Below are 17,331 nucleotides of genomic sequence, written 5' to 3'. Positions count from 1 at the left end.
TAGGTCTGCGCGGTGCGGTGGCCGGTGTGTTGCGAGGGCTGCGCCCGTGGCAGCCCATCCTGGCGTTGTCGAGGGCGCGGAAAATCCTGACCTTTAGGGCAGGGAGAGCCTCAGTGCGCCTCGAACCGCCCTGCCATCCGGTTCTTGCGTACCCCGTCGGCGGGGAACACCCGTCCGCTCATGGCGATCCAGACGCCGGGCTGGCAAATGTTGAGGGCGCCGACCGCCAGCCCGAGGTTGAACAGGGCGTCGCTGTCGCGAAAGCGGGCCGGCTGCATGGCGCCAGTCAGGACGATGACCTTGTGTTCGATATCGGCCAGCGCGGCGGCGGTGACGGTCATGGTATCGGTGCCGTGGATGATCAGGATGTGTTCATGCGGGCAGTTGGCGACCCGCTCATGGATCAGGGTGCGGTCGTCATCGTCCAGATCCAGGCTGTCCTTTTTCAGCAGCGACTCCACGCTATAGTTGAAGCCGACCCGGCCCTGCTCAAGCAGCTCAGCGGCCATGGGTTCGCCAATTTTGTATTCACTCAGGGCGTCGAAGTAGACTTTGTCGAAGGTGCCCCCGGTGGTGAATATCTGTACGAACATGAGCTTGTCTCCACAATGAATGAACCGAGTATGCCTGTTGCGCCGCCACAAAGCAGCCATGAGGAACCGTCGACGTGCTGGTGGGTATATATTGTACGGGCTGAGAACGGTCATCTTTACACTGGGATCAGCACCGACCCGCAGCGACGTTTTCGCCAGCATCAGCAGGGCAAGGGCGCACGTTTTTTCAATCGCAGCCCGGCCCAGGCGCTGGTCTGGCGTGAGCTGTGTGGCGACCATGGCACGGCACTGCGCCGCGAACTGGCCATCAAGGCCTTGAACAAAAAAGCCAAGGAACGACTGATCAGTCAGTTCGATGGCTGATGATCAGTCACCACGAGCAACTGGGCATCAGCCGGCGGCACCGCTAAGCTGCATGGACCTTGAATGGAGAATCCCCATGACCGATCTGATCCTGCATCATTACCCGCAATCGCCGTTCGCCGAGAAAGCCCGCCTGTTACTGGGCTTCAAGGGCCTGTCCTGGCACTCGGTACTGATTCCTCCGGTCATGCCCAAGCCGGACCTGACCGCGCTGACCGGCGGTTACCGGCGCACCCCGGTACTGCAGATTGGCGCCGATATTTATTGCGATACCGCACTGATCGCCCGCCGTCTGGAGCAGGAAAAGGCCACCCCGGCCCTGTTCCCGGAAGGGCGTGAAGCGGCGGCAGCGGCGCTGGCTCAGTTCGCCGATCAGGTGCTGTTTCAGCACGCGGTGGCGATCAATTTCCAGCCCAAGGGCCTGGCTGCACGGTTTGCCGGGATGCCGGAGGAGGTGATCAAGGGCTTCGTGGCTGATCGCCAGAAGCTCTTCAGCGGTGGCACAGCCAGTCGCCTGGATACCCAGGTGGCATTGTCTCAGTGGCCGACTCTGCTCGGGCGGCTGGAAACCCAGCTCGAACGCAATGGTGATTACCTGCTGGGTGAACTGGCCTGCATCGCCGACTTCGCCTATTACCATCCGCTGTGGTTCGTTGCCAGCAACGCGGCCGTGGCCGAGGCGCTGGATGGTTATCCGGCGGTCAGAGCCTGGATGCAGCGCATTGCCGATGTGGGGCATGGGGCCCATACCGAGCTGAGCGCCGCCGAGGCAATCGGCATCGCCCAGGCGGCAACCCCGCAAGCCGTGCCCGAGAGCACATTTGTTAGCCCGCTTGGCTTGCAGGTGGGTCAAGCGGTCAGTGTCAATGCCGTAGACTATGGTACCGATCCGGTAGCTGGCACGTTGGTCTACGAAGATGCTGAGCAGATCATCATTGCCCGCGAGGACGAGCGTGCCGGGCTACTGCATGTGTACTTCCCGCGCTTCGGCTTTGCCCTGTCGGCGGCCTGATCGGGGTTAGTAAGTTGAACGCTAGCGATGACCGGTGTGCCGGTCAATGACTGCAACAAACAGGGAGCTATTGTGAGCGCGATCATCACTGTCAGGGATCTGGCAAAAACCTACGACTCGGGGTTTCAGGCGCTCAAGGGTGTCAGTCTGGAAATTCGCCGGGGTGAAATCTTTGCCTTGCTCGGCCCCAATGGAGCAGGCAAGACCACCCTGATCAGCATTGTTTGCGGGCTGGTCAATCCCTCGGCCGGCCAGGTGCTGGTAGGGGAGCACGACATCGTGCGGCATTATCGCAAGGCCCGCAGCCTGATCGGCCTGGTACCCCAGGAGTTGACCAACAACATGTTCGACACGGTGCTGGCTACCGTACGTCTGAGCCGTGGACTGTTCGGCAAGGCGCCGGACGAAGCGCTGATCGAGCGGATTTTGCGTGAGCTGTCGCTGTGGGATAAACGCAACGAGCGGATCATGGCGTTGTCCGGTGGGATGAAGCGCCGGGTGCTGATTGCCAAGGCGCTGGTCCATGAGCCCCAGGTGCTGTTTCTCGATGAGCCGACGGCCGGGGTCGATGTCGAGCTGCGTCGCGACATGTGGGCCATGGTGCGGCGCCTGCGTGATAATGGCGTGACCATCATCCTCACCACCCATTACATCGAAGAAGCTGAGGAAATGGCCGACCGTATCGGGGTGATCAACCATGGCGAGCTACTGCTGGTCGAAGACAAGGCCACCTTGATGCGCAAGCTCGGTACCCGTCAATTGACCATTCAGTTGCAGCAGCCGATCACCGAGATCCCCGCGGCGCTGGCCTGTCATGCCCTGACCCTGGCCGATGAGGGCCACGCCCTGGTCTACACCTTCGATGCCAAGTGCGAGCAGACCGGGGTGGCTGATCTGCTGCGTCAGCTCGAGCGCGAAGGCCTCGAGTTCAAGGATCTGCATTCCTCGCAGAGTTCACTGGAAGATATCTTCGTTGGGCTGCTGCAAGGACAGGAACAGCCGCGCCTGCGAGTTGGGGAGGGCGCATGAATCTGTACGGTATCCAGGCCATCTATAAGGCTGAAATGGCGCGCATGTGGCGCACCGTGTTGCAGAGCATTGCCTCGCCGGTGATTTCCACCTCGCTGTATTTCATCGTCTTCGGTGCTGCGATCGGTACGCGCATGGCTGAGATCGACGGGGTCAGCTACGGGGCTTTCATCATTCCCGGGCTGATCATGCTGCTGTTGCTCAACGAGAGCATTTCCAATGCCTCGTTCGGCATCTACATGCCCAAGTTCACCGGCACCATTTACGAGGTGCTGTCAGCCCCGGTATCGCCGGTGGAAATCGTTGTGGGGTATGTCGGTGCGGCGGCGACCAAGTCGGTACTGCTCGGGTTGCTGGTGCTGGTTACGGCGCGGCTGTTCGTCGACTATCAGATCCTGCATCCGTTCTGGATGCTGGCCTTCCTGATTCTGACGGCGGTGACCTTCAGCCTGTTCGGTTTCATCATCGGGGTCTGGGCTGACGGGTTTGAGAAGCTGCAGATCATCCCGCTGATGATCGTCACGCCGCTGGCCTTTCTCGGCGGCAGTTTCTACTCGATCACCATGCTGCCGCCGTTCTGGCAGACCGTGACCCTGTTCAATCCGGTGGTGTACCTGATCAGCGGTTTCCGCTGGAGCTTTTATGGCGCCGCCGATGTGCACATTGGCGTCAGTGTTGGCATGACCCTGGTATTTCTGAGCGTATGTCTGACTCTGGTGTGGTGGATTTTTCGTACCGGCTACAAGCTAAAACCCTAGGGGCTTGGGAGCATCGCCAGAGCGATGCTCCCTTTCCGTGTTACTCCAGTACCAGCACATGCCCGCAGTTGGGGTCGACCTGGCCATCGACCAGTGAGCGGACCAGCGGCTGGCCAGCTTCCAGTCCCTGGTGCTCGGTGACTGACATCCACGGGTTGGCCTGGTCGCTGACCCGCTGGATAAAGGCCAGTTGGGCTTCATTGAAGCGGCGGGTCACTTCTGCCGGCCCCCAGTCGGCATTGCGCTTGCGGATCTGGTAGGGGGCGAAATAGGGCTCGGGCTTCGGACCGGTCGGCGGAATAGCACTGGCGCTGAGGTGGTCCTGGGAGTGGGCCGAACCGGCGTAGCAGTTGTATTTGAGCGCTTCATCGAAGTGGCTGTGGATGCGGGCGCGCAGATCGTCATTGCCGGAAAAATCGACATACAGCGTCGGTACGTCGGTGCTCAGGCTTTCCAGTTCATCGTAGCTGACACTGCGCTGGTAGCAGCCAAGGCTGTCGACAAAGGCGCAGTTGCGGGTAGAGGTCAGCCCGATCAGTTCCAGCCCCGGTACCTGCTCCAGGCAGAACGCCGTGCCGTAGGCGGTCTTGCTTGAGGCGCTGGAAATGATCACTCGGCGGGCGCCGAAGAACTGGTTGTCCTCAAGGAAATCGGCCAGCATGAACGAGGTGATGAACAGCGGCCGCAACAGCATCTGGTAGTTCTCGTTCTCGGCCCGATAGGCCGCGTCGGTGCTGATGCGCTGGTACTGGTTGTAGGCGGAAGTCAATTCCAGGCGGTGTGCGCTGCCGTCGTAGAAGCCGCGCTCAGTGATCCGTACCGGCTGCATCCGCACATGGCTGGCGATCGGCCAGAAGCCATAGAATCGTTCGCCAATGGTCAGACCGTCCACAGTGCTTTCAACTACTTCGGCAAATCCCCAGGCCGGCATATGGCCCCACTCCCGATTATCGGTGGGGTAGAAGTCCCAATAGCGCAGATGCGGCGTGTCGCCGAAGGCGGCATAGGTGATATTGTTGGTGGTGACCGCCAGGCGACAGATTTTCAACAGTGCTTCCCCGGCTTGCAGTGCCGGTAGCGGCTGGCTGGCAATGCGGGTCTTGCCGAGATCGAGCTTGTCGGTTTGCAACTGGGTAACAAGAGTCATTATGAGGTTCCTGACAGCAATGATGGTGAACACACTCTATCGCGGCGCACGGGAGCAGTGGTTCGGATACCGCCAGCGATGAAGGCAACCCCGAGCGAGCCGCGCAGCAAGCCGCGCAAACGGCCAACCCAGGCCCGGGCCAAGTTCACCGTGCAGGCGATTTTCGATACCTATGTTCGGATTTGGCAGCGCGATGGCTGGGAGCGTCTGACCACCCGGGCGGTAGCCCTGGAGGCAGGTGTTGCGGTCGGCACGCTATATGACTACTTCCCCAGCAAGCAGGCGCTGCACTCAGGTTATGTGCGCCATTGCATCGAGACTCTGATTCATGCGGTCGATGAGCAGGTGGTGCAGGTGCCGGGGCTTAGCTGGCAACAACGCATCCAGCGGCTGATTCGTCTGCTCTGTGGGCTGGAACGAGCCGAATTGTCCTGGTTTCACCCGGATATGCTCAAGCTCGAAGCCCAGATCGCCGAGCACAAGCACCAGCGGCGGGCCTGTGAGGAGCTGGCAGCGATGTGGCAACGGGTCATCGATGCCTGCACCGATCTGCCGGAACCACCTCCGCCGAGCCGGGTCGAAGCCCTGCATCTGGCGGTTTGGGGCGGACGCCGCTATGCCATGCTGGTACAGCTTGATGAGCCTCAATTGTGTCAGTGGGCGCAGGAGATGGAGTATATGTGCCTGGCTGCCCTGCAATCACATAACTGATCGACTTTCATACTGGACAGGGAGAGCCCATGCGCGTTTTGCTGTTTATCTGCAGTTTCTGGTTTATGACCGCTTGGGTACAGGCCGCCCCGGAGCAGCAGCGAGCGGATTGGGCAGCAGTGTTCGATCAGCATCAGGCCAGCGGAACCCTGGTGGTGCTTGATCAGCGTGGCCAGCAGGACCAGCTTTGGGTACACAACCCACAACGAGCGCAGCAGCGCTTCTCACCAGCCTCGACTTTCAAGATCCCGCACGCCCTGTTTGCCCTTGAGGCTGGTGTAGTGCGGGATGAATTCCAGATCTTCGTCTGGGACGGCGTGGAGCGCAGTTTCGCTGCGCACAACCAGGATCAGGACTTGCGCTCGTCAATGCGCAACTCCACCGTATGGGTATACGAACAGTTTGCCGGGCTGATCGGTGAACAACAGGCCCGGCAATACCTGCAGTACAGCAGCTACGGCAACGCCGACCCGAGTACTGAGCAGGGGCCCTACTGGATCGATGGGGCTCTGGCCATTTCCGCCCATGAGCAGATCGAATTTCTCCAGCGTCTGTACAGTAACCTGTTGCCTTTCCGGCTCGAGCACCAGCGTCTGGTTAAGGATATTCTGATCGTTGAAGCCGGGCGTGACTGGATTTTGCGAGCCAAGACCGGCTGGCAAGGCCAGTATGGCTGGTGGGTGGGTTGGGTCGAGTGGCCGCAAGGCCCGGTATTCTTCGCCCTCAATATCGATACTCCCAATCGGCTGGACGATTTGCCCAAGCGCGAGGCCATTGGCCGCGATATTCTGCGTTCTATCCAGGCGCTGCCAGATAATCAGTGAAACAACGGAGCCAGCCGCATGACCCTTACTCTCAGCCAAGCCAATTACCATGATCCCGATGATGCCCAGGCAATTGTTGGTCTGCTCGACGCCTATGCCCGCGACCCTATGGGTGGCGGCGAGCCGTTGGCCGAGTCGGTCAAGGCCAGCCTGGTGGGCAAACTGGCTGGTTTGCCGCATGCCTTCAGTGTGCTGGCCCGGGTCGATGGGCAACCGGCCGGACTGGTGAACTGTTTTGAAGGCTTCTCGACCTTTGTTGCCCAACCGTTGATCAACATCCACGATGTAGTGGTACTGCCGGAGTTTCGTGGCCAGGGCCTCAGCCAGCAACTGCTGGAAGAGGTAGAGCGTATTGCCCGGGAACGGGGCTGCTGCAAGCTGACGCTGGAGGTACTCGAAGGCAACCGGGTAGCCCAGGCGGCCTATCGCAAGCTGGGCTATGCCGGTTATGAACTGGACCCGCAGATGGGGCGGGCTATGTTCTGGCAGAAGCCATTATAAGAACCAGAGGAGCTGCGATGAGCGCTACCGAGCTGGCCCCGAAACGCGAAATCTTTGGTTGGGCGATGTTCGATTTCGCCAATCAGGGGTATACGCTGCTGATCATTACCGTGATCTACGGTGATCTGTTTACCCGGGTAATCGTTGGTGATGCCCCGGACTATCGGCTCGGCAATCTGCTCTGGAGTCTGGCGTTGGCGCTCAGCTACCTGATGGTGGTGGTGGCCAATCCGGTCTGCGGCGCAATCATGGACTACACCCATAGCCGCAAGCGCTTTCTGTTCGCCAGCTATCTGCTGACCGTGGTTACCACCGCCATGCTGTATCTGATTGAGCCGGGCTGGCTGACCCTGGCGGTGGTACTGATCGTGCTATCGAATTTCGCCTACTCCATAGGCGAGGGCTTTATAGCCAGCTTTCTGCCGGATCTGGGGCCGCGCCAGGCACTGGGTTGGATTTCCGGGGTTGGCTGGGCCTTGGGTTATGTTGGCGGGCTGGTAGCTGCCGCCTTTGCCCTGGTGTTTCTTGGCGAAGTATCGGCCGACAACTACGACACCATTCGTTGGGTCGGACCTTTCGCGGCGGCCTTCTTCCTGATTGCAGCCATCCCCACCTTTGTTTGGCTCAAGGAGCGGCATAGTGGCAAGCGCCTGCCGGTTGACCAGAACCTGCTGGGGATCGGCCTGAATCGGGTACTGACCACCTGGCGCGAGGTCAGTCATTTTCGTGATCTGCGCTATCTGCTGGTGTCGGTATTTTTCGCCATGGCTGGCATCTACATCATCATTGCCTTCTCGTTCATCTACGGTGCCCAGGTTATCGGCTGGGATGAGAATGTGCGGGTGTTGATGTTCATTACCGTGCAGATCACCGCCACCATCGGGGCGCTGGGGTTTGGCTGGCTGCAAAGCCGGATCGGTGCACGCACCACCTATCTGATCACCCTGAGTCTGTGGCTGGTGGCGATCCTGGCAATCTGGCAAACCCCGGCGTTGACCGGCTTGCTGGCGCGCTGGTTCGGGGTCAGTTGGCAAGCCCAGTACGTTTTTCTGGTAGCCGGTGTGTTGGCCGGAGCCAGCCTGGGTTCCTCCCAATCGGCTACCCGCGCGCTGGTTGGTGTACTGACGCCCAAGGGCAAGGCCGCCGAATTCTTCGGGCTATGGGGTATGGCCTCCAAGCTGGCAGCGGTGTTTGGCATGTTCGGCCTGGGCCTGATTCAATGGGGTGTTGGCCTGGCCGACGCGATCCTGTTCTGCATGCTGCTGTTCGTACTGGCGATCATCGCCGTGTTACCGCTGCGCGAGGCGCGCGGTGCTGAAGCCGCCGAGCAGTGGCGTGATGAGGCGGCTTGAAGCGAGCTGTCGGCTTGATTCATGGAGGGTGAGGGACATTGATGGACGGTGTTGTTGTTGATGTGCCCGGCGCAAAACCGGGTGTGGTGCGCGGTAGTAATGGCCGCCGCTATAGCTATGGGTTCTCGGACTGGAAAGGTCTGGGTATGCCGAGTCAGGGCGATCCGGTCAGCTTTGTCGCGGCGGGTGGGCAGGCTACCGAGATTCAGCGGCGTACCGACACGGCGACGGCATCGAGCTGGGAGGTAGAGCTCGATGCGGTTGCCGAGCCGGAGCAGGCGGCCTCGACGGTGCCGCGGCAGCCGGCTGGCGATGCAGTCAGAACCTCGGGTTTGGCGGTGCTAAGTCTGGTGATGGGTATTGTGGGTTTGCTGTTTCTGGGCTCGCTGATAGCGGTGGTTTGTGGCCACGTGGCGCGCGCCAACATTCGTCGCAGCAATGGCCAGCTCAAGGGCGATGGTCTGGCGCTGGGTGGGCTGGTGCTGGGTTATCTGGGGTTGCTGTCGTGGCTGGTGATGGTCATGATCCTCTCGACCGAGGGATCGCTGGTGTATCGCTGAACGCGGCAGCTTACTGTTGCTAGAGGGTTTGGTTCGCGGCTGCTGGCTGCTCCTACCCCGCGCATGATTCTGGTAGGAGCGGCTAGCAGCCGCGAATAATGCCTAGCGTTTTTTGTTGCGCAGTTGCTGAATCAGTCCCTTGGGTGGGTGCTTGATCAGCAGGGCATCCTCGCTTTCATCGTATTCGACTCGCTCACCGAGCAGATGCGCCTCAAAACTGATCGACAGGCCGTCAGCCTTGCCATAGAAGCGCATGAAGTTGCTCACCGCGCGCTTGTCCGGCGGGATTTCCGGGGCCAGACCGTAATCCTTGTGCCGGATGTAGTCGTAGAAGGCGCGCGGCTGCTCCTCGTCGATCAGCCCCGACAACTCTTCCAGTGCCACCTGTTCGCCCTGGCGCGCCTGACTGCTAACGTAACCGCTCAGGGCCTTGGTTTTCTGCTTGAGCGCATCCGGCTCCAGCTCGGCTTCACCGACATAGTCACTGAAGGCCTGCAACAGGGTGTTGGTTTCCTCTTCCGGGTTGGAGCCTTCGACGCAGCCGATGAAGTCGCGGAAGTAGTCTGAAACCCGCTTGCCGCTGCGGCCACGGATGAACGAGATGTAGTTCTTGGCGCTGGCGTTCTGTTTCCATTCGGTCAGGTTGATCCGCGCCGCCATGTTCAGGCTGGACAGATCTAGATGCCGGGCAGCGGCCACATCGAGGTCGTCAGTGACGGTAACGCCTTCGGTATGGTGCAATAGAGCGATCACCAGAAACGCGGTCATGCCCTGACGGTAACGGATGAACAGCACATGGCCGCCGAGCGCCAGATTGGAACTTTCCATCAGGGTCTTGAGCTGTTCGGTGGCCTTGGCCGAGAAACCGACGAAATCCAGCTCCTGATCCAGCAACTGCTGCAACCAGCCACTGAACGGGTAGGCGCCGCTTTCCTCGTGGAAGTAGCCCCAGGCCTTGTTCGGCTTGCTGTTGTAGGCTTCGATCAGGCCGGCCAGCAATTGCTCCAGAGCCTCGCTGGCGGCCAGTTCGGCGTCGCGCAGTGTCAGGCTGGCCGGTTGGCCGTCAGGTTTCTTGTGGATCTGATGAACGATGCTGTTGTCGATGGGCATGACGTCTGTCCGCAGGGTTTCAAGGGCCGCACGTTAGCGCAGATCGGCGCGGGGCGCAAAGGCGTTCATAACGGGAATAACCAGGGCACCAGCAGCACGCTGACCAGCATCACCAGCAGGGTGAAGGGTACGCCGATCCGCACGAAGTCGGTAAACCGGTACCGGCCGGGGTCCAGCACCAGAGTATTGACCGGTGAGGACACTGGCGTCATGAATGCTGCCGAGGCGGCCAGGGCGACGATCATGGCGAATGGTGCCGGTGAGGCCTCCAGCGCCTGGGCGGTGGCGATCGCTACCGGGGCCATCAGCACCGCTGTGGCGGTGTTGGAAATGAACAGGCCGGTGATCGCTGTTACGGCAAACAGGGCTGCCAGCAGTGCACGTGGCCCGGCTTCACCAAACAGCTGCAGCAAGCCGTGAACCGCCAGGTCGATCCCGCCGGTTTTCTGCAGGGCCAGGGCGAATGGCAGCATGCCAACGATCAGCAGCAGGCTGGGCCAGTGGATGGCCCGCCAGGCCGAATCCATGTCGATGCAGCGGAATGCGCCCATCAACAGGCAGCCGATCAGGGCGGCCAGCACATTGGGTACCAGGCCGCTGACCATCAGCATCACCATCACTGCCAGGCAGAGCAGGGCGTAGGGTGCCTTGCGCTTGGCCGGTGCCACCTCATCGACTTCGGCGGGCAGGCTGAGCAGCAGGAAGTCGCGACTCAGACCATGCAGGCGCTTGATATCCTTCCACTCACCGGCCACTAGCAGGGTGTCGGCGGGCTTGAGCCGTTCATCGACCAGCAATCCTTCCAGCGCCTGACCGCTGCGACGCAGGCCGACGACGTTGAGCTGGTATTGGCTGCGAAAGCCCAGCTCCTGAATGGTCTTGCCTGGCAATCGTGATTCCGGCGGCAGGGCCACTTCGGCCAAGCCGAGCTGGTGCGAGTGGATGCTGTAATAGGAATCACTGAGCGGCAGCGGCTCCAGTCCCAACTCGTCGTAGGCACCGAGCAGGGCAATGGTCGGGCTGGCCAGATCGACCAGCAGGACATCGCCGGGCTGAATCAGCGTATTGCCGGTGGCGATCTGCAGCAGAGTGCGAAAGCGTTGCTGGCGCTCAACGGCGATCACATTGATGCCGTATTGGCTGCGCAGTTCCAGCTCGTTCAGCGGGTGGTTGGCCAGACGCGAGTCCGGGCGTACCCGCAGACGCCGTTCACGCTCGGTCAGGCGGTAGGCGCTGGCCAGTTCGGTCAGGGTCTGGCGTGGCAGAGCATGGCTGTTCTGGGCTTTGGTCTGGCCCAGCCAGTGTCGGGCAATCAGCATGTAGCCGATCCCCAGGGCCAGTACCAGTAGGCCAATCGGGGTGAAGCTGAAGAAGCTGAAGCCGTCCAGGCCATTACGGACCAGTTCGCTGTGCACCACCATGTTGGGCGGGGTTGCGACCAGGGTCAGCATACCGCTGATCAGCCCGGCAAAGCTGAGCGGCATCAACAGCCGGGCCGGCGAACTGCCGATGCGGCTGGCAATGCTGAGGACGATGGGAATGAAAATGGCGACGACGCCGGCCGAACTCATCACCGAGCCAAGTCCGGCGACGGTCAGCATCAGCAGGATCAGAAGCCGGGATTCGCTGTTGCCAGCCTTGGCAACCATCCAGTCGCCGAGCTGATAGGCGATGCCGGTACGGACCAGGCCATGGCCGATCACGAATAGCGCGGCGATCAGGATGACGCTGGGATCGCTGAAGCCGGCCAGGGTTTCCTCCAGACTGAGGATGCCCGACAGCGGCAGGGCCAGAATCACCAGCAGCGCGACCACGTCCATGCGCGGCTTGTTGAGGATGAACAGGACCATGCTGCACAGCAGCAGGCCGAGCACCCAGAGCAACTCGCCGCTCATGGCCGGGTACGCTGGTTACAGACTGGCGATATGCGCGCGTTGCTCACTGAGCTGGGCCAGGGCCTTTTCCGCCTCGGCCAGCTTGGCGCGCTCCTTGTCGATCACCGCCGGCGGGGCTTTGTCGACGAAGCCGGCATTGCCGAGCTTGCCGCCAATGCGCTTGACCTCGCCTTCCAGGCGACCGATTTCCTTGTCCAGACGCGCCAGTTCGGCGGTCTTGTCGATCAGCCCGGCCATCGGCACTAGCACTTCCAGCTCGCCGACCAGTGCAGTGGCGGCCAGCGGCGCTTCTTCGCCGTCGGCCAGTACGCGGATGCTGTCGAGCTTGGCCAGTTTCTTCAGGAATGCTTCGTTGTCCTGCAAGCGGCGTTGATCCTCGCTGCCGGCCTTGCGCAGCAATACCTCCAGGGCCTTGCCCGGCGCGACATTCATCTCGCCACGGATGTTGCGCACGCCAAGGATCATCGCCTTGAGCCATTCGATATCGCCTTCGGCGGCTTCGTCCAGACGGCCGTCGTCGGCCTGCGGCCAAGGCTGCAGCATGATGGTCGCACCGCTCTTGCCGGCCAGCGGGGCGATCTTCTGCCAGATTTCCTCGGTGATAAAGGGCATGAACGGGTGGGCCAGACGCAGCGCAGTTTCCAGCACTCGCACCAGGGTACGGCGGGTACCGCGCAGACGCTCGGCCGGGGCGTTATCATCCCACAGCACCGGCTTGGACAGCTCCAGATACCAGTCGCAGTACTGGTTCCAGATAAATTCATAGAGCGCATTGGAGGCCAGGTCAAAGCGGAACTGGTCGAGCTGGCGAGTCACTTCGGCCTCGGTGCGCTGCAACTGCGAGATGATCCAGCGGTCGGCCAGGGTCAGCTCGACCGGCTCACCATTGACGCCGGTGTCCTGGTCTTCACACTGCATCATTACATAGCGCGCGGCGTTCCAGATCTTGTTGCAGAAGTTGCGGTAGCCTTCTACCCGGCCCATATCGAACTTGATATCGCGACCGGTGGAGGCCAGCGAGCAGTTGGTAAAACGCAGCGCGTCGGTGCCGTAGGCGGCGATGCCGTCGGGGAATTCGGCGCGGGTCTGCTTGGCGATCTTCTCCGCCAGCTTGGGCTGCATCATGCCGCTGGTACGCTTCTGCACCAGCGATTCCAGATCGATGCCGTCGATGATATCCAGCGGGTCGAGCACGTTGCCCTTGGACTTGGACATCTTCTGGCCCTGGCCATCGCGCACCAGACCGTGCACGTAGACGGTCTTGAACGGAATCTGCGCGCTGCCGTCCTCATGCTTCATCAGGTGCATGGTCAGCATGATCATCCGTGCGACCCAGAAGAAGATGATGTCGAAGCCGGTGACCAGCACATCGGTCGGGTGGAAGGTCTTCAGCGCTTCGGTCTGCTCGGGCCAGCCGAGGGTCGAGAAGGTCCACAGACCGGAACTGAACCAGGTGTCGAGCACGTCATCGTCCTGGCGCAGTGGCGCATCGCCGAGGTTGTGTTTGGCACGGACTTCCGCCTCGTCACGGCCCACATAGACATTGCCAGCCTCGTCATACCAGGCCGGAATGCGGTGGCCCCACCACAGCTGACGCGAGATACACCAGTCCTGGATGTCGCGCATCCAGCTGAAATACATGTTTTCGTACTGCTTGGGCACGAACTGGATACGGCCGTCTTCCACGGCGGCAATCGCCTGCTCGGCCAGCGGTTTGGTGGAGACGTACCACTGGTCGGTCAGCCAGGGCTCGATGACCACGCCGGAGCGGTCGCCCTTGGGCACCTTGAGCGCGTGGGGTTCGATCTTTTCCAGCAGGCCGGCGGCCTCGAAGTCGGCGACGATCTGCTTGCGCGCCTCGAAGCGGTCCAGTCCGGCATAGGAGACCGGCAGGCTGGTGTCCAGCTCGCTGTTGACGCTGCCGTCGATATTGAACACCTGGGCGCTGGCGAGAATCGCGGCGTCCTTGTCCAGTACGTTGATCAGCGGCAGGGCGTGGCGCTTGCCGACCTCGTAGTCGTTGAAGTCGTGGGCCGGGGTGATCTTCACGCAGCCGGTACCGAACTCCGGATCACAGTAGTCATCAGCGATGATCGGAATGCGTCGGCCCACCAGTGGCAGCTCAACGAATTTGCCGATCAGCGCCTGATAGCGCTCGTCGTTCGGGTTCACCGCCACGGCGCTGTCACCCAGCATGGTTTCCGGGCGGGTGGTGGCGACCACCAGATAGTCTTTGCCCTCGGCGGTCTTGGCGCCGTCGGCCAGCGGGTAGCGCAGGTTCCACAGCGAGCCGGTCTCGTCGTGGTTTTCCACTTCCAGGTCGGAAATTGCGGTGTGCAGTTTCGGGTCCCAGTTGACCAGCCGCTTGCCGCGGTAGATCAGGCCATCCTCATGCAAACGCACAAAGGCTTCCTTGACCGCCTCGGACAGGCCCTCGTCCATAGTGAAGCGCTCGCGGCTCCAGTCCACTGAGCTGCCCAGGCGGCGGATCTGCCGGGTAATGGTGCCGCCGGACTCTTCCTTCCACTCCCAGACTTTCTCGAGGAACTTGTCGCGGCCCAGATCATGGCGGCTGACGCCCTGTGCGGCCAGCTGGCGCTCAACCACCATCTGGGTGGCGATGCCGGCATGGTCGGTACCCGGCTGCCACAGGGTGTTGCGGCCCTGCATGCGGCGGAAGCGGATCAGAGCATCCATGATCGAGTTGTTGAAACCATGGCCCATGTGCAGGCTGCCGGTCACGTTCGGCGGCGGCAGGGCAATGGTGTAGGACTCGCCCGAGCCCTGGGGGGCAAAATAGTTGTTCTGCTCCCAGGTCTGGTACCAGGAGGTTTCAATGGCGTGCGGCTGGTAGGTCTTGTCCATGGGTGTCTGGCTATCCGGTTATCTGCTGGCGACGGGAATCGTTCGCCCGCTCAGGTGGGCGTTTGTCGCGGAAAAACCGCCATTATAACGGGCTGAGGCGTTGCCGGCATCCGTTGTGATGCGGCTGATTTACTTCAGTTGTTCGCGTACCAACTGATCCAGTTTGCGCTGCAGGCGCCGGCGCAGTTCGTCCTCGATGGTCGGCATCAGGTCGTCGAGTACATCCTGCAGGATCAACTGGGCTTCGGCCTGCAGGCGAGCCTCCATCCGCACCTCGCGGGCGCCGGTGTGCGGCCCGTAATGGCTGGGTGGTGGCGTTGGGTTGGAAAGCAGTCGGTCGAGCTGCAGGCGTTCTTCCGCCAGCTTGGCCAATGAGGCGTAAGGCAGGAACGGGTTGTGCGGTTTGCCTGCGTCGGTTGGCTCCGGCGCGGCTGTGACGGCAGGGCCTGGCGCTGGTGCCGGTTCCGGTTCGCGCAGGGTGGGCGGGGTTGCTGCGGGATCAGTGACGATATCCTGCAGCAGCGGGATGTCGAGCTGGGCGCTGGCCTCGGCATCGGGCTCGCCCTGGTCATGCTCACCGTGCTCGTCAAGCAGGTTGCGAATGGACTCCAGGTCCTCAAGCAGGCGTGAGGGTTCCGAAGGGTCGCGCTGAGTCATGGGGTTATCCCGCCGTGCGGATATTGTGGGTTTGCAAAGGATAGCCGCGTTCGCGGTAGAAACGGAAGCGCTCACGTGCCGGAAGGCGAACCGGATCATGTTCGACGACGATTTCCGCCAGCCGGCTGAAACTGCTGAAGAACCCCGGGGCCTGATCACTGAGGTTGATCAGCAGGTCGTGATGTTCACCGGGCTCATCCCCATGACCGATCACGACGGCCTCGTGCGGGCTTTCACTGTGCAGGCCGTGAGGCAAGAATGCCTCCGGGCGAAAGGCCCATAGGTGCTCATCGAGCGCCTGGGCCTGTGCTTCGTCCGCGCAGTGCAGATAGATCCGGTGCCCGCTCCCCCAGGCTTTGTGTGCCAAACGGCAGGCATAATCCAGCCGCTGGGCTGGGTCGGCCGAGGAGAGCAGGTAAAAATCAATCCGGGTCATGGGGTGTTATATCTCAGCCAGCCTGATTCAGCAGGTACTGCACCAGCATCGGCACGGGCCGGCCGGTAGCGCCCTTGTCCTTGCCGCCGCTGATCCAGGCCGTACCGGCGATGTCCAGGTGTGCCCAGGGGTAAGCCTTGGCGAAGCGCGACAGGAAGCAACCGGCGGTGATGGTGCCAGCCTTGGGTCCGCCAATGTTGGCCATATCGGCGAACGGGCTGTCGAGTTGCTCCTGGTATTCCTCGAACAGCGGCAGTTGCCAGGCGCGGTCGTCGGCCTGCTTGCCGGCGCTCAGCAACTGGTCGATCAGTTCATCGTTGTTGCCCATCAGACCGGATACATTGCTGCCCAGAGCGACGATGCAGGCGCCGGTCAGGGTGGCGATATCGACCACGCTGGCCGGTTTGAAGCGTTCGGCGTAGGTCAGGGCGTCGCACAGTACCAGGCGACCTTCGGCGTCGGTATTGAGAATCTCGATGGTCTGGCCGGACATGCTGGTGACGATATCACCGGGCTTGGTCGCAGTGCCGCTGGGCATGTTCTCGGCTGCAGCGATCAGGCCGACCACATTGATTGGCAGCTTGAGGCTGGCCACTGCCTTCATTACCCCGAATACGGTGGCGGCACCGCACATGTCGTACTTCATTTCGTCCATGTTCAGGCCCGGCTTGAGGTTGATGCCGCCGGTGTCGAAGGTAATGCCCTTGCCGACCAGTACATGCGGTTTGCCCTTGGCCTTACCGCCGTTGTAGCTGAAGCGGATCAGCTTGGCCGGCTCGGCGCTGCCGGCGCTGACTGACAGCAGTGAGCCCATGCCCAGTGCCTTCATGGCCTTTTCGTCGAGCACTTCGATTTCCAGTTCCGGGTGCGCCTTGGCCAGGGCCTTGGCTTCGCGGGCCAGATAGCTGGGGGTGCAGACGTTGCCTGGCAGGTTGCCAAGGTTCTTGGTCAGGGCCATGCCGCTGCCGATTGCCTGGCCGTGCTCAATGGCGCTCTTGAGTGTAGCGGCGTCACTCTTGTCGGCGCTCCACAGCAGGCACTTCTTCAGTTTCGGCGCGCTGGCCTTCTTGCTCTTGAACTGATCGAACTGATAGAGCGCGTCGCTGATGGTTTCTACCAGCAGGCGGGTGCGAGCGTAGAGGTCGCGGTCCTTGATCTCCAGGGCCGGCAAAGTCAGCAGGGCGTCGCTGGCACCGCCGTCCTTGAGTTGGGCAACCACGGCTTTGGCCAGTTTGCGCAGGCCGCGGTCGTTCAATTCGTCTTCCTTGCCGTAGCCCAGCAGCAGTACTCGCTGGGCGGTGATGCCCGGCAGGCCGAACAGCATCAGGCTTTGTCCCGGCTTGCCGGTGATGTCGCCATGCTTGATTGCAGCACTGATCTGACCGCCGCACGCCTTGTCCAGATCAGCGGCTGGACCGCTCAAGGATCGGGCTTCGCTGAGGGCGACCACCAGGCAGCCGCTCTTGATGGTTTCCAGTGTGCCGTGCTTGACGTTGAACTCCATGGTGCTCCCCAAGACAAATCAAGTGGATTGGCTGATAATACGTCGCCATAACC

The 17,331-nt window shown here is 61.5% G+C and carries 17 protein-coding genes; 9 read left to right on the top strand and 8 right to left on the bottom strand.

Translation table 11 applies throughout. The features are described 5' to 3' along the window. Positions 1-110 precede the first annotated feature (110 nt). On the bottom strand, positions 111-593 hold the full coding sequence (locus tag BVH74_RS01405) for an asparaginase domain-containing protein (RefSeq protein ID WP_080048360.1): 483 nt from the start codon (positions 591-593) through the stop codon (positions 111-113). Positions 594-623: 30 nt separating this feature from the next. Here BVH74_RS01405 and BVH74_RS01400 point away from each other — a divergent pair, with 30 nt between their 5' ends. The 4 genes from BVH74_RS01400 to BVH74_RS01385 all read left to right on the top strand — a co-directional run bounded on the left by BVH74_RS01400 (position 624) and on the right by BVH74_RS01385 (position 3,716). After that, the gene (locus tag BVH74_RS01400) at positions 624-917 is read left to right on the top strand and encodes a GIY-YIG nuclease family protein (protein ID WP_231705639.1); all 294 of its coding nucleotides are present in this window, start codon (positions 624-626) and stop codon (positions 915-917) included. 76 nt (positions 918-993) lie between these two features. Next, on the top strand, positions 994-1,929 hold the full coding sequence (locus BVH74_RS01395; RefSeq protein WP_080048358.1) for a glutathione S-transferase family protein: 936 nt from the start codon (positions 994-996) through the stop codon (positions 1,927-1,929). Between the two features lie 72 nt (positions 1,930-2,001). Further along, complete coding sequence (locus BVH74_RS01390; protein ID WP_080051579.1) at positions 2,002-2,958, top strand: ABC transporter ATP-binding protein; 957 nt, start codon at positions 2,002-2,004, stop codon at positions 2,956-2,958. Next, entirely contained in the window at positions 2,955-3,716 is a 762-nt protein-coding gene (locus tag BVH74_RS01385) for an ABC transporter permease (RefSeq protein WP_080048357.1), read from the top strand. The genes BVH74_RS01390 and BVH74_RS01385 overlap by 4 nt, the downstream gene beginning before the upstream one ends. 40 nt (positions 3,717-3,756) lie before the next feature. Here the strand turns inward: BVH74_RS01385 and BVH74_RS01380 are convergent, their stop codons facing one another. Continuing rightward, entirely contained in the window at positions 3,757-4,863 is a 1,107-nt protein-coding gene (locus BVH74_RS01380) for a DUF2855 family protein (RefSeq protein ID WP_080048356.1), read from the bottom strand. A 78-nt stretch (positions 4,864-4,941) separates the two neighbouring features. On the opposite strand from BVH74_RS01380, the gene BVH74_RS01375 reads away from it, so the two are divergent. Genes BVH74_RS01375 through BVH74_RS18740 form a run of 5 tightly spaced genes read left to right on the top strand, consistent with a single transcriptional unit; the run spans position 4,942 to position 8,811 of the window. Further along, positions 4,942-5,574 carry a TetR/AcrR family transcriptional regulator gene (locus BVH74_RS01375; protein ID WP_080048355.1) on the top strand — a complete coding sequence of 211 codons (633 nt, stop codon included), beginning with the start codon at positions 4,942-4,944 and terminating at the stop codon, positions 5,572-5,574. 29 nt (positions 5,575-5,603) lie between these two features. Continuing rightward, positions 5,604-6,398 carry a class D beta-lactamase gene (gene blaOXA, locus BVH74_RS01370; protein ID WP_080048354.1) on the top strand — a complete coding sequence of 265 codons (795 nt, stop codon included), beginning with the start codon at positions 5,604-5,606 and terminating at the stop codon, positions 6,396-6,398. Positions 6,399-6,416: 18 nt separating this feature from the next. After that, entirely contained in the window at positions 6,417-6,899 is a 483-nt protein-coding gene (locus tag BVH74_RS01365; protein ID WP_080048353.1) for a GNAT family N-acetyltransferase, read from the top strand. A gap of 17 nt (positions 6,900-6,916) precedes the next feature. Continuing rightward, positions 6,917-8,251, top strand: a complete 1,335-nt coding sequence (locus tag BVH74_RS01360) for an MFS transporter (protein ID WP_080048352.1) — start codon at positions 6,917-6,919, stop codon at positions 8,249-8,251. A 41-nt stretch (positions 8,252-8,292) separates the two neighbouring features. Further along, the gene (locus tag BVH74_RS18740) at positions 8,293-8,811 is read left to right on the top strand and encodes a DUF4190 domain-containing protein (protein WP_218189163.1); all 519 of its coding nucleotides are present in this window, start codon (positions 8,293-8,295) and stop codon (positions 8,809-8,811) included. 102 nt (positions 8,812-8,913) lie between these two features. Here the strand turns inward: BVH74_RS18740 and yejK are convergent, their stop codons facing one another. From yejK to BVH74_RS01325, 6 genes are all read right to left on the bottom strand, one after another. Continuing rightward, positions 8,914-9,921 carry a nucleoid-associated protein YejK gene (gene yejK / locus BVH74_RS01350; protein WP_080048351.1) on the bottom strand — a complete coding sequence of 336 codons (1,008 nt, stop codon included), beginning with the start codon at positions 9,919-9,921 and terminating at the stop codon, positions 8,914-8,916. Positions 9,922-9,986: 65 nt separating this feature from the next. Continuing rightward, on the bottom strand, positions 9,987-11,816 hold the full coding sequence (locus BVH74_RS01345) for an SLC13 family permease (RefSeq protein ID WP_080048350.1): 1,830 nt from the start codon (positions 11,814-11,816) through the stop codon (positions 9,987-9,989). Positions 11,817-11,831: 15 nt separating this feature from the next. Continuing rightward, complete coding sequence (locus BVH74_RS01340) at positions 11,832-14,681, bottom strand: valine--tRNA ligase (protein WP_080048349.1); 2,850 nt, start codon at positions 14,679-14,681, stop codon at positions 11,832-11,834. Between the two features lie 129 nt (positions 14,682-14,810). Next, positions 14,811-15,338, bottom strand: coding sequence for a hypothetical protein (locus BVH74_RS01335; RefSeq protein WP_155121680.1), 528 nt, complete (start codon positions 15,336-15,338; stop codon positions 14,811-14,813). Between the two features lie 4 nt (positions 15,339-15,342). Next, on the bottom strand, positions 15,343-15,774 hold the full coding sequence (locus tag BVH74_RS01330; protein WP_080048348.1) for a DNA polymerase III subunit chi: 432 nt from the start codon (positions 15,772-15,774) through the stop codon (positions 15,343-15,345). A 13-nt stretch (positions 15,775-15,787) separates the two neighbouring features. Continuing rightward, a complete protein-coding gene (locus BVH74_RS01325) occupies positions 15,788-17,278 on the bottom strand; it encodes a leucyl aminopeptidase (RefSeq protein ID WP_080048347.1) in 1,491 nt (496 codons plus the stop codon). Positions 17,279-17,331 lie beyond the last annotated feature (53 nt).

Origin of the sequence: Halopseudomonas phragmitis, assembly GCF_002056295.1 — a bacterium.
GTDB classification, from domain to species: Bacteria; Pseudomonadota; Gammaproteobacteria; order Pseudomonadales; family Pseudomonadaceae; genus Halopseudomonas; species Halopseudomonas phragmitis.
The sequence above is the reverse complement of the archived record's forward strand: the minus strand, read 5'-3'. Positions and strand labels throughout refer to the sequence as shown.

Coding starts and splice junctions, on each gene's coding strand:
- BVH74_RS18740 (WP_218189163.1), top strand. CDS start 8,293: ATGGACGGTGTTGTTGTTGATGTGCCCGGCGCAAAACCGGGTGTGGTG.
- BVH74_RS01325 (WP_080048347.1), bottom strand. CDS start 17,278: ATGGAGTTCAACGTCAAGCACGGCACACTGGAAACCATCAAGAGCGGC.
- yejK (WP_080048351.1), bottom strand. CDS start 9,921: ATGCCCATCGACAACAGCATCGTTCATCAGATCCACAAGAAACCTGAC.
- BVH74_RS01335 (WP_155121680.1), bottom strand. CDS start 15,338: ATGACTCAGCGCGACCCTTCGGAACCCTCACGCCTGCTTGAGGACCTG.
- blaOXA (WP_080048354.1), top strand. CDS start 5,604: ATGCGCGTTTTGCTGTTTATCTGCAGTTTCTGGTTTATGACCGCTTGG.
- BVH74_RS01340 (WP_080048349.1), bottom strand. CDS start 14,681: ATGGACAAGACCTACCAGCCGCACGCCATTGAAACCTCCTGGTACCAG.
- BVH74_RS01330 (WP_080048348.1), bottom strand. CDS start 15,774: ATGACCCGGATTGATTTTTACCTGCTCTCCTCGGCCGACCCAGCCCAG.
- BVH74_RS01375 (WP_080048355.1), top strand. CDS start 4,942: ATGAAGGCAACCCCGAGCGAGCCGCGCAGCAAGCCGCGCAAACGGCCA.
- BVH74_RS01385 (WP_080048357.1), top strand. CDS start 2,955: ATGAATCTGTACGGTATCCAGGCCATCTATAAGGCTGAAATGGCGCGC.
- BVH74_RS01395 (WP_080048358.1), top strand. CDS start 994: ATGACCGATCTGATCCTGCATCATTACCCGCAATCGCCGTTCGCCGAG.
- BVH74_RS01345 (WP_080048350.1), bottom strand. CDS start 11,816: ATGAGCGGCGAGTTGCTCTGGGTGCTCGGCCTGCTGCTGTGCAGCATG.
- BVH74_RS01405 (WP_080048360.1), bottom strand. CDS start 593: ATGTTCGTACAGATATTCACCACCGGGGGCACCTTCGACAAAGTCTAC.
- BVH74_RS01380 (WP_080048356.1), bottom strand. CDS start 4,863: ATGACTCTTGTTACCCAGTTGCAAACCGACAAGCTCGATCTCGGCAAG.
- BVH74_RS01365 (WP_080048353.1), top strand. CDS start 6,417: ATGACCCTTACTCTCAGCCAAGCCAATTACCATGATCCCGATGATGCC.
- BVH74_RS01360 (WP_080048352.1), top strand. CDS start 6,917: ATGAGCGCTACCGAGCTGGCCCCGAAACGCGAAATCTTTGGTTGGGCG.
- BVH74_RS01400 (WP_231705639.1), top strand. CDS start 624: ATGCCTGTTGCGCCGCCACAAAGCAGCCATGAGGAACCGTCGACGTGC.